Here is a 10,185-nt window from a genome sequence, read left to right on the forward strand (position 1 = left end):
GCGGAGCGTTCCCGTGAGGCCTCTCCGGACCGAAATCCTCGCTTTCGGCGTCGCGACGCTCGCGCACGCCGCGGCGCTTTTCGCGCTCGCCGCCCTCGACGAATCCGCGGCCGACGCCTCCGCCGAATCCGCGCCGCTCATTCTCGAATTTTTCGCGGAAACGCCCGTCGAACGCACGGAAACGCCGCCCGAACCCGAAGCGGAGACGGAGGAAAAAGACGCCGAAGCCGCCGCGGGAGCGCCCGCCGTCGCCGCGGACGCGCTTCCCGCCGAAAGTCCCGAAGACGCGGCGCCGCTCCAAGCGGCGGAGACCGAGGCGGCGCTTCCCCCGCCGCCGCCCGATCCCGCGCCGGAGCCGACGCGGGAAACCCTCACCGAAGCCGCGCACGACGCCGCGCCCGGCGAAGACGGGAACGCGCGCGGAGACGGGCTCGACGCCGACGAGACGCTCGGCGTTCCCGCGCCCGAGGAGCCCGCCGAGCCGAAGGCGCCCGCCGTTCCCGCGACGGAAGGCGCGCCGGCGCCGGCTTCCGCGCCCGAGGAAGTGCGCGAACGCGGCGGCGAAAGAATCGGGAAACGCGGCGACCCGAGCTCCGCGCGCGAAGGCGATTTCGGCAGCGGCGGGAACGGCGCCGACGCGACCGCGACCGTGCGCTACCGCCGACGCGTCGCGCCGAAATATCCGCGCGCGGACGCTCTCGCCGGCAGGACGGGAACGGTCGTGCTGCTGCTCGACATCGACGAACGCGGCGCGCTCACGGGCGTGCGCGTGAAGCGCTCTTCGGGCTCGCCGTCGCTGGACGCCGCGGCGATCCGCGCCGCCCGCGCCTCGGAATACCTGCCCGCCCGCGAGGGCGCGCGCGCCGTGCCTTCCCGCGCCGAAGTGGACTACACCTTCGCCCGCTGAGACGCGGCGTCATTTCCCCGCCTTTTCTTCCGGCGGGAGAACGATCTTGCGCGGGTTCACCGCGCGGGAACGCCATTGAGAGGGCGGGAGCGCCTCCGTCGGCACCAGGTCGATGAAGACGATTTCCGGCGGGCAGAAAAGCCGCAGGCGCAGGCGGCTTTCGCCGACGCCGCGCGTGACGAAGACGTCCTTGCCGCCTTCCTCGAACATGCCGTGCGCGTATTGGTCGCCGATGCGGCTCGCGTGCGGCACGAGCGGAATATGCCCCGGCAGGCAGACCTGGCCGCCGTGCGTGTGCCCCGCGAGCGTGAGCGCGTAGCCCGCCTCGCGCGGCAGGTCGAGCACGAGGTCCGGCGAGTGCACGACGAACAGCGCCGCGCCGTAAAAGTCTTCCGGCGGGAACGGCACCGCGTCCTCCGGCGCGATGCGCGAAATGAGATGGTTGCGCACGCCGCCGAGAAAGACCTCGCACTCGTCGCCGAAGCGCAGCCGCGCCGTGCCCGGCTCGAGAATGCGGATGCCGGCGTCTTCGAGCATTTTCCGGATTTTGTCCGCGCCGTACGCGTAGTCGTGATTGCCGAGACAGGCGAAGACGGGCGTCTTCCCGCCGTCGCGCAGCTCGCTCAGAATCTCGGACATGAGCGGCAGGTTCAGCGTGTTTTCCGCGGGATCCCTGGACGCGAACGCGTAGTCGCCGACGAGAACGACGAGGTCGGGCGAGCGTTCCCGAATCGCGTTCACGACGCGGCGGAGGCGCGGAGCGTCGCCCGGGCGCGCGTGAAAATCTCCGGCGACGGCGACGCGGACGCGGTTGCTCGTGCCGTTCCATTCCGGAATCGGGTATTTGAAGCGCGTCTCCGTAAGCATGTTCGGCTCGACCCAATACGCCCACGCGAACAGGCAGAGCGCCGCCGCGGGAACGGCGATCGCGCCCGCGATCAGAATTTTCCGGATGTTTCGCTTCATAAGAGGAGGAAAGCGTCGCCGCCCGACGTTTCCGTCGATTTTCGAGGCGGCGGCGCGGGAAAAACCCGCCGGAGCAAATGCCCGCTCGACGAAACGCGTTTCTGCGGATAGTCTCGAAGCAGAAAAAACGTCATGGCAAAACTTTCAGAAATCGTCGCCTGGTGCGACGCGCGCGTCGGCCGGGTCGGCTTCCGGGATTTTCCCGGAGCGAACAACGGGCTGCAGTTTGAGAACCGCGGCGAAGTCCGCAAGATCGGCGCCGCCGTGGACGCGTCCACGCCCGTCTTCCGCGAAGCGGCGCGGCGCGGCGTTGATCTGCTGCTCGTGCATCACGGCATGTTCTGGCGCGCGCAACATCCCGTCGTCGGACCGACTTACGAAAAATTCCGCGCGCTGCTCGACGCGGACCTCGCCGTCTATTCCGCGCACCTGCCGCTGGACGCGCACCGCGAAATCGGCAACAACGCGATTCTCGCGCGCGAGCTCGGCGCGGAAATCCTCGAGTGGGGACTCGAATACGAAGGCAACACCTTCGCCGCGGTCTGCGCGGGCATGCCGCGGGAACGCCTCGTCGCGAAGCTGCGCGCGCTTTTCCCGGACACGTTCCGCGCGATCGAGTTCGGGAGCGCGGAGCCGCGGCGCGTCGCCCTGCTCTGCGGCTCGGGCAACACCGCCGTCTCCGAGCTGCGCGCGCTGGGCTGCGACACGCTCGTCTGCGGCGAGCTGAAGCAGGAGCACTTCACCGCCGCGCAGGAGCTCCGCCTCAATCTGTATCCGTGCGGGCATTACGCGACGGAACGCTTCGGCGTGCGCGCGCTCGCCGCCGAGGCCGCCGAAGAGTTCGCGCTCCCGTGGGAGTTCATCGAGACCGCCTGCCCGCTCTGAACCGCGTTCCCGCGCCGGAAATCTTCACGCCATGAACGAAAATCTGATTCTTTCGCTGACGCTGCTGGGCGTATGCGTCTTCTTCTTCGTCATCAACAAGCCGCGCATGGACGTCGTCTCGCTGCTCGCGCTGATGCTGCTGCCGCTGCTGGGCATCATCGACATGAAGGAGGCGCTGAGCGGCTTCAGCGACCCGAGCGTGATCCTGATCGCGCTGATGTTCGTCGTCGGCGAAGGGCTGATCCGCACGGGCATTTCGACCGACGTCGGGCTGTGGATTCTGAAGAAGTCGCGCAACAATCCGACGAAGCTCATCGTTTTTCTGATGGTCGCCGTCGCCGTGATCGGCTCGGTGATGAGCTCGACGGGCATCGTGGCGCTCTTCATCCCGATCGTGCTCGGCATCTGCCGCAGCCAGAAGATTTCTCCCGCGAAACTGATGATGCCGCTGAGCTTCGCCGGGCTGATCAGCGGCATGATGTCGCTCGTGGCGACGCCGCCGAACATGGTGGTGAACTCCGTCCTCACGCGCGAAAATTATCCGAGCCTCGGCTTCTTCGCGTTCACGCCGATCGGCGTGCTCGTGCTCGCCGCCGGCGTCGGCTACATGCTCTATGTGCGGAAATTTCTCGGCGGGAACGACGACGCGGAAGCGCAGACGCGTTCCCGCGGCAAGCGCGAGATGAACTTCGTCGAGCTCGCCGAGCGCTACCGCGTGACGTGGCGCGACGCGGTCTTCGTCGTCACGGCGGACTCGCCGCTGTGCGGCAGGAAAATCCGCGAATGCCCGCTGCGCTCGGAATACGCCGCGAACATCGTGTGCATCGACCGGCGGGAACAGCGCCTCGGCAAACGCTCGCTGATCAACCCGGTCGGCGACACCGAGCTGCGCGAGGACGACGCGCTGCTGATCGACTTTCTCAACGAGACGCCGCCCGCCGCGATCGCCGCCGTCGCCGAAAAGCTCCGCCTGCGCCAGGAGCCGCTCGAAGGCGGCCGCCGCTTCGCGAAGGCGGAGCGAGAGTTCGGGCTGCTCGAGATTTCCGTCATGCCTGATTCCGATCTCGAGGGCAAGACGCTCGCGGAATCGCGTTTCCGCGAAAAATACCGCATGAGCGTGTACGCGCTGCGCCGCAACAACGCCGCGATCTCCGGCGAACGCCTCGCGCGGGAACGCTTCAAGGTCGGCGACACGCTGCTCGTCGGCGGGCCGTGGAAGGAGCTCTCCTCGCTGCAGACGTGGAACAAGCACTTCATCGTGCTCGCGCTGCCCGAAGAGTATTCGCGCGCGGTCGCCGTGCCCGGCGGCGCCCCGTTCGCGCTGGCGAGCGTCGCCGTCATGGTCGGGCTGATGATCTTCACGGACGTCCCGAGCGTGCTCGCCGCGCTGATCGCGTGCATGATTCTGATCTTCTCGAAATGCGTGGACATCGACCGCGCCTACCGCTGCGTCAACTGGTCGAGCATCATCCTCATCGTCGGTATGATTCCTTTCGCGACCGCGCTGGAGAAGACCGGCGGCGTCGCGCACGCCGCCTCCGCCGTGATGGCGACGTTCGGCGACTCCTCGCCGCGCGTCATCCTCGGCGCGATGATGGCGACGACGATGATCGTCGGGCTGTTCATGTCGAACACGGTCACGGCGGTGCTGCTCGCGCCGCTCGCCGTCAGCGTCGCGAAGTCGCTGGATCTTTCGCCTTACCCGTTCGCGGTCGGCATCGCGATCGCGGCGTCGACGGCGTTCATGACGCCGATCTCCTCGCCGGTGAACACGCTCGTTCTCGAGCCCGGGCGCTACAAGTTCTTCGACTTCGTGAAGGTCGGCGTCCCGTTCTCGATCATCGTCCTGCTGATCGGCGTCGCCTTCATCCCGCTCTTCTTCCCCTTCGAAGGCTGAGGCGCCTCCGCCCGCGGGAACGCGCGGCGGCGCGCAAAAAAATCTCGCGTTCGCGCGGCGGCGCGGGCATTGTTTCGGCGGTTTTTCAAACAGTCACCCCCGTTATTCTTTGCCATGACGAACGCCGCTCCCATTTCCCCGCCGCCGGTGAGCATCGCCGGAGAGTGCGTCACCGCCGCGAAAATCCGTCTGCGCCACGTGAGCAAGACGTTCCGTTCCCGCCAGGGTTCGGTGCTCGCGCTCGACGACGTTTCGCTCGACATCGGCGAGGGCGAGTTCGTCTGCCTCGTCGGTCCGAGCGGCTGCGGCAAATCGACGATTCTGAACCTGATTGCCGGGCTCGAGACCGCGACGGAAGGCGAAGTGCTGATGGACGGCGAGCCCATCGTCGGTCCCGGGCGGGAACGCATGGTGATGTTTCAGGAGTCGGCGCTGTTCCCGTGGCTGGACGTGCTGCAGAACGTGATGTTCGGGCTGCGGCTCAAGCCGAATCTGACGAACTCGGAGCGCGCCGAGGTCGCGATGTACTACCTTTCGCTCGTCGGGCTGGAGAAGTTCTACAAGGCGAACGTCCACCAGCTTTCCGGCGGCATGAAGCAGCGCGTCGCGCTGGCGCGTTCGCTCGCGCCGAATCCGCGCATTCTGCTGATGGACGAGCCGTTTTCCGCGCTCGACGCGATGACGCGCGAGCAGCTCTACGGCGACCTGCAGCGCATTTTCGTGCAGCGGCGCAAGACGATCATCTTCGTCACGCACAACATCCGCGAGGCCGTCTGCCTGGGCGACCGCATCATTCTGCTTTCGCCGAATCCCGGGCGCGTCGGGCAGGATTTCCGCGTCTCGCTCCCGCGTCCGCGCGACATCAACGATCCCGAGCTTTCGAAGACGTCGATTCCGATCACCGCCGCGCTGAAGCGGCATCTCGGCAAGGCGGCGGGCGGCGCCGTCTCGGACGCGTGAGGCGTTCCCGCGCGACCCCGAAATCTCACCCCGAACACGGAAAGGAAAATTCTTCATGAAACGCGTCGTTTTTTACGTTCTCTTCGCGGCGGTTCTGCTCGCCGGGCTCGAAATCGTCGGCCGCAGCGACTGGCTCGCCGATTTTTCGCTGAAGAAAAACACCGCGGACGATTCGACGCTGCGCGTCGGCTACTTCCCGAACATCACGCACGCGCAGGCGCTCATCGCGCAGCAGATGGCGTTCGAGGGCAAGCCGTGGTTCGAGCCGCGCCTGCCCGCGGGAACGAAGCTCGCCTGGCAGCCCTACAACGCTGGTCCCGCCGCGATGGAGGGGCTGACGATCGGCTCGATCGACCTCTCCTACGTCGGCCCGTCGCCCGCGATCAACGCCTACATCCGGCGCGAGGGCGCGGTGCGCATCGTCTGCGGGAGCGCCGAAGGCGGCGCCGCGCTCGTCGTGCGCGCGGACTTCACGGGAACGGAGGCGCGCGATTTCGTCGGCAGAAAAATCGCCACGCCGCAGCTCGGCAACACGCAGGACGTCGCCTGCCGCGCCTGGCTCGTGAAGAACAAAATCGCCGTTCCCGCCGCGGGCGGCGGCGACGTGCAGATCGCGCCGACGAAGAATCCCGACCAGCTCGCGCTTTTCCGCGCGGGAACGCTGGAGGCGGCGTGGACGGTCGAGCCCTGGGTCTCGCGGCTCGAACTGGACGCGGGCGGCAAGATTTTTCTCGAAGACTTCGAATCCGTGACGACCGTGCTGGCGAGCTCGACGGAGACGCTCGCGCACCGCAGGAAGCTGCTCAACGCGTTCGCGGTCGCGCACGGCGAGCTCACGGCGTGGATCAACGCGCACCCGGAAGAGGCGAAGACGCTGCTGCAGCGCGCGCTCACGCGCGAGACGCACGCGGAGTTCCCGCGGCGCATCGTCAACAACGCGTTCCCGCGCATCCGCTTCGTCTCGGAGGTGAACCGGCGCTCGCTCGCCGAATACATCAACGACGGCTACGCGACGGGCATGATTCCGGAAAAGGTCGAGGTCGAAAAGCTCGTGCAGACGACGGAGATTTCGGCGAAGATGCGCGCGGGAATCTTCCCGCTGCCGTCGGAGATCGCGTGTTTTCTGTGGCGGGGCGTCTGCGACGGCTCGATCCTGAGCGCGCTCTTCGTCACGATGCGGCGGCTGCTGCTGGGCTACGCGATCGGGTTCGCGATCGCGCTCCCGCTCGGGCTGCTGCTGTCGCAGAGCAAGCTCGTGCGCGACACGCTGGGCGTGCTCGCGCTCGGATTCCAGGGGCTGCCGAGCGTGTGCTGGGTGCCGATTTCGCTGGTGATCTTCGGTCAGGACGAATGGGCGATTCTGACCGTCGTCGTGATGGGCTCGGTGTGGTCGCTGATGCTCGCGACGGAAAGCGGCATCCGCAGCGTGCCGCCGCTCTACGTCCGCGCGGCGCGCACGATGGGCTCGAAGAATCTTCACCTGTGGACGCGCGTGATGTTCCCGGCGGCGCTCCCGCTGATCTTTTCGGGCATGAAGCAGGGCTGGGCGTTCGCGTGGCGCTCGCTGATGTCCGCGGAAATCTACGTGTACATCTTCAGCGGCGTCGGGCTGGGCTGGATGCTCAACGCCGGGCGCGAGGAGATGAACGTCGAAAAGGTGTACGGCGTGATGCTCGTCATCATCCTCGTCGGTCTCGTGATGGACCGCCTCTGCTTCGCGCCGGTGGAAAACTGGCTGCGGGAACGCTGGGGCCTGGACAAGTGATCCCGCGGGAACGCGACGGACGCGCGCTTGCGTTTTTTCGGCGAAGCGCGTAGAGCTTTGCGCGCATATGAATCCGGTGATTTTGAAGACGGCGGCGCTGCTGGCGCTTTCCAACTGCTTCATGACGTTCGCGTGGTACGGGCACCTCAAGGGGCTGCGGAACGCGCCGTGGATGATCGCGGTGCTGACGAGCTGGGGCGTGGCGTTCTTCGAATATCTGATCATGGTGCCCGCAAACCGCATCGGCTACGCGGGCGGGCTCGAGCTCGGGCAGCTCAAGATCATGCAGGAGGTCATCACGCTGTCGGTCTTCGTGCCGTTCGCGCTGCTCTTCATGGGCGAAAAATGGCGCTGGGACTATCTCTGGGCGTTCTGCTGCCTCGTCGGCGCGGTGTATTTCGTCTTCCGCGGGAAGGCGGCGTGAGCGCGCGGGAACGCTTGATTATTTCCTGCGTCTGCGCTACCCTGCATGCCATCCCATCAAAAGAACCGATTACTTTGCTATGAAGAAAGAGCTCATCGAAAATCTCAATCGGCTTCGCCAGACGGCGCTCAACGGCGGCGGCGAAGACAAACTGAAAGCTCGTCGCGCCAAGGGTCTCATGACCGCGCGCGACCGCATCGCAGGGCTGGTCGCTCCCGGCTCTTTCATGGAATTCGGCATGCATGTGAAGCATCAGTGCCAGGATTTCGGCATGAAAGGCAAGGATCTGCCCTGCGACGGCGTCGTCACCGGCGTCGGTCTGGTGGACGGGCGTCCCGTCGCCATCTTCGCGCAGGACTTCACGGTTCAGGGCGGCTCGCTCGGTCACGCGCACGCGCAGAAAATCGCGCGCACGCAGGAATACGCGCTCACGAACGGCATGCCGATCATCGGCATCAACGACTCCGGAGGCGCCCGCATTCCCGAAGGCGAAATGGCGCTCAAGGGCTTCGGCGACATCTTCTACCGCAACGTGCAGTCGTCCGGCGTCGTGCCTCAGATTTCGATCATCGCGGGCCCGTGCGCGGGCGGCGCGGCTTATTCGCCGGCGCTGACGGACTTCATCATCATGAAGAAGACGAACGCGCAGATGTTCATCACGGGACCGGAAGTCATCAAGGCCGTCACCGGCGAAGCCTGCACGATGGACGAAATCGGCTCCGCCGCCGCGCACGCCTCCATCAGCGGCAACGTCCACTTCGTCGCCGAGGACGACGCGCACGCGCTCCAGATCGCGCGCCGCCTGCTCAGCTATCTCCCGTCCAACAACATGAAGGATCCGCCGCACGACCCGACGCCCGTCGTCAGCACGCAGGAGGATCCCTACATGGAAAAGCTCGTGCCCGAAGACCCGAAGAACCCGATCGACATGAAGAAGGTCATCGAACGCCTCTTCGACGAGGACACGTTCTTCGAAGTCATGCAGGATTTCGCGAAGAACGCCGTCATCGGCTTCGCGCGCATGCAGGGCGTCGTCTGCGGCATCGTCGCCAACCAGCCGACGCAGAAGGCGGGCGTGCTCGACATCGACGCGTCCGACAAGTGCGCGCGCTTCATCCGCTTCTGCAACGCGTTCAACATTCCGCTCGTCACGCTCGTGGACGTTCCCGGCTTCCTGCCCGGCAAGCACCAGGAACGCGGCGGCATCATCCGCCACGGCGCGAAGATGCTCCACGCGTACTCCGCCTCGACCGTGCCGAAGATCACGCTCATTCTCCGCAAGGCCTACGGCGGCGCCTACATCGCCATGTGCTCGAAGCACCTCGGCGCCGACGCCGTCTATGCGTGGCCGACCGCGGAAATCGCCGTGATGGGTCCGGACGGCGCCGCCAACATCATCTTCAAGAAGGACATCGCCGCCGCGGGCGAAAAGGCGAAGGCCGAAGCGCTCGCCGCCGGAAAGTCCGAAGCCGAGGCGGAAGCCGCGGGCAAAGCCGCCGCCGCCGCCGCGAAGAAGGCGCACGCCGACGAATACGCCGCGCAGTTCGCCGCGCCGTACCGCGCCGCCGCGCAGGGCATCGTGGACGACGTCATCGATCCCGCGAAGTCGCGCGCCGTCATCTCCATGGCGCTGCGCAACACGCTCAACAAGCGCGGCACGCGCCCGCCGAAGAAGCACGGCAATATGCCGCTCTGAGTCGGCGCTCCCCGAAGAACGTTCCCGCGGTTTTCCCTCCGCGGGAACGTTTTTTTGCGGAATCTCCAAAAAAAGACTTGCGCCTCTCCCGAAAAAACATTTTATTCGCTTCTACATTTTTTCCATTGCTCAGGTGGTGAAATTGGTAGACACGTATGCTTGAGGTGCATATGCCGAGAGGCTTAGGGGTTCGAGTCCCCTCTTGAGCACCATTTCAAAAAGCCCGCGAAGCCGCAACGCTCGCGGGCTTTTTCGCGTCCGGACTCAGAGAGGACTCGAACCCCTAAGCGCTTTTCGCGGGGAAGACGGAACCGCGAATTTCCGCGAATGAGCGCGAATTTCACGGGGGCGCGCTTGCCCTCTTTTTCAACAGGGATTTCGGGGATTTCTTTTTTGGGAGCGGGGTTTCTCGAAGGCTTTTCGCTTCGCATGAAATGCGGAACAAAAATAACCCCATGCGGCGACGCCGCTTGGGGCTGGGCACGAAGCGAACACGCGCCTGAAAGGCGCAACTTCCTGAGGCACGGAGATCTTTCGGAACCGCGAATTTCCGCGAATGAGCGCGAATTTCACCGAAGGGCGATCGTCCCGCTTGCCCTCGAAAATCTCCCCACGGAAACTTCCCTTTAACCCTTAACCTTTAAGCTTTCTTCCGTCCTCCGCCTTTCGCCGTCCCTCCGATTAC

Annotated in this window: 8 protein-coding genes and 1 tRNA gene; 8 read left to right on the forward strand and 1 reads right to left on the reverse strand. The window is 65.7% G+C overall.

All coding sequences use genetic code 11. The annotated features are described in order from the left end of the window. Positions 1–13: 13 nt before the first annotated feature. Positions 14–907: a TonB family protein gene (locus ACQREB_RS06545; protein ID WP_427766763.1), complete on the forward strand. Its 894-nt coding sequence runs from the start codon at positions 14–16 to the stop codon at positions 905–907. A gap of 9 nt (positions 908–916) precedes the next feature. On the opposite strand, the gene ACQREB_RS06550 is transcribed toward ACQREB_RS06545, so the two are convergent. After that, positions 917–1,873 carry a metallophosphoesterase gene (locus tag ACQREB_RS06550; RefSeq protein ID WP_427766765.1) on the reverse strand — a complete coding sequence of 319 codons (957 nt, stop codon included), beginning with the start codon at positions 1,871–1,873 and terminating at the stop codon, positions 917–919. A gap of 132 nt (positions 1,874–2,005) precedes the next feature. Between ACQREB_RS06550 and ACQREB_RS06555 the strand changes: the two genes are divergently transcribed. From ACQREB_RS06555 to ACQREB_RS06585, 7 genes are all read left to right on the forward strand, one after another. After that, positions 2,006–2,758 (forward strand): Nif3-like dinuclear metal center hexameric protein, encoded by a 753-nt coding sequence (locus ACQREB_RS06555; protein WP_427766767.1) that lies wholly within the window; start codon positions 2,006–2,008, stop codon positions 2,756–2,758. Positions 2,759–2,789: 31 nt separating this feature from the next. Beyond that, on the forward strand, positions 2,790–4,655 hold the full coding sequence (locus ACQREB_RS06560; RefSeq protein WP_427766770.1) for an SLC13 family permease: 1,866 nt from the start codon (positions 2,790–2,792) through the stop codon (positions 4,653–4,655). A 114-nt stretch (positions 4,656–4,769) separates the two neighbouring features. Beyond that, on the forward strand, positions 4,770–5,615 hold the full coding sequence (locus tag ACQREB_RS06565; RefSeq protein WP_427766773.1) for an ABC transporter ATP-binding protein: 846 nt from the start codon (positions 4,770–4,772) through the stop codon (positions 5,613–5,615). A 55-nt stretch (positions 5,616–5,670) separates the two neighbouring features. Beyond that, the gene (locus ACQREB_RS06570; protein WP_427766776.1) at positions 5,671–7,380 is read left to right on the forward strand and encodes an ABC transporter substrate-binding protein; all 1,710 of its coding nucleotides are present in this window, start codon (positions 5,671–5,673) and stop codon (positions 7,378–7,380) included. 67 nt (positions 7,381–7,447) lie between these two features. After that, complete coding sequence (locus ACQREB_RS06575; RefSeq protein ID WP_427766779.1) at positions 7,448–7,804, forward strand: DMT family protein; 357 nt, start codon at positions 7,448–7,450, stop codon at positions 7,802–7,804. A 79-nt stretch (positions 7,805–7,883) separates the two neighbouring features. After that, entirely contained in the window at positions 7,884–9,500 is a 1,617-nt protein-coding gene (locus ACQREB_RS06580; RefSeq protein WP_427766781.1) for an acyl-CoA carboxylase subunit beta, read from the forward strand. 127 nt (positions 9,501–9,627) lie between these two features. Further along, positions 9,628–9,712: transfer RNA gene (locus ACQREB_RS06585), tRNA-Leu, on the forward strand. Positions 9,713–10,185 lie beyond the last annotated feature (473 nt).

It is taken from the genome of Candidatus Spyradosoma sp. SGI.093 (assembly GCF_050314555.1).
Taxonomy (GTDB): Bacteria; Verrucomicrobiota; Verrucomicrobiia; order Opitutales; family UBA953; genus Spyradosoma.

What these genes read in the sequence shown, in the direction of transcription:
- ACQREB_RS06550 (WP_427766765.1), bottom strand. Translation starts at nt 1,873, where the DNA reads ATGAAGCGAAACATCCGGAAAATTCTGATCGCGGGCGCGATCGCCGTT.
- ACQREB_RS06555 (WP_427766767.1), top strand. Translation starts at nt 2,006, where the DNA reads ATGGCAAAACTTTCAGAAATCGTCGCCTGGTGCGACGCGCGCGTCGGC.
- ACQREB_RS06560 (WP_427766770.1), top strand. Translation starts at nt 2,790, where the DNA reads ATGAACGAAAATCTGATTCTTTCGCTGACGCTGCTGGGCGTATGCGTC.
- ACQREB_RS06565 (WP_427766773.1), top strand. Translation starts at nt 4,770, where the DNA reads ATGACGAACGCCGCTCCCATTTCCCCGCCGCCGGTGAGCATCGCCGGA.
- ACQREB_RS06570 (WP_427766776.1), top strand. Translation starts at nt 5,671, where the DNA reads ATGAAACGCGTCGTTTTTTACGTTCTCTTCGCGGCGGTTCTGCTCGCC.
- ACQREB_RS06575 (WP_427766779.1), top strand. Translation starts at nt 7,448, where the DNA reads ATGAATCCGGTGATTTTGAAGACGGCGGCGCTGCTGGCGCTTTCCAAC.
- ACQREB_RS06580 (WP_427766781.1), top strand. Translation starts at nt 7,884, where the DNA reads ATGAAGAAAGAGCTCATCGAAAATCTCAATCGGCTTCGCCAGACGGCG.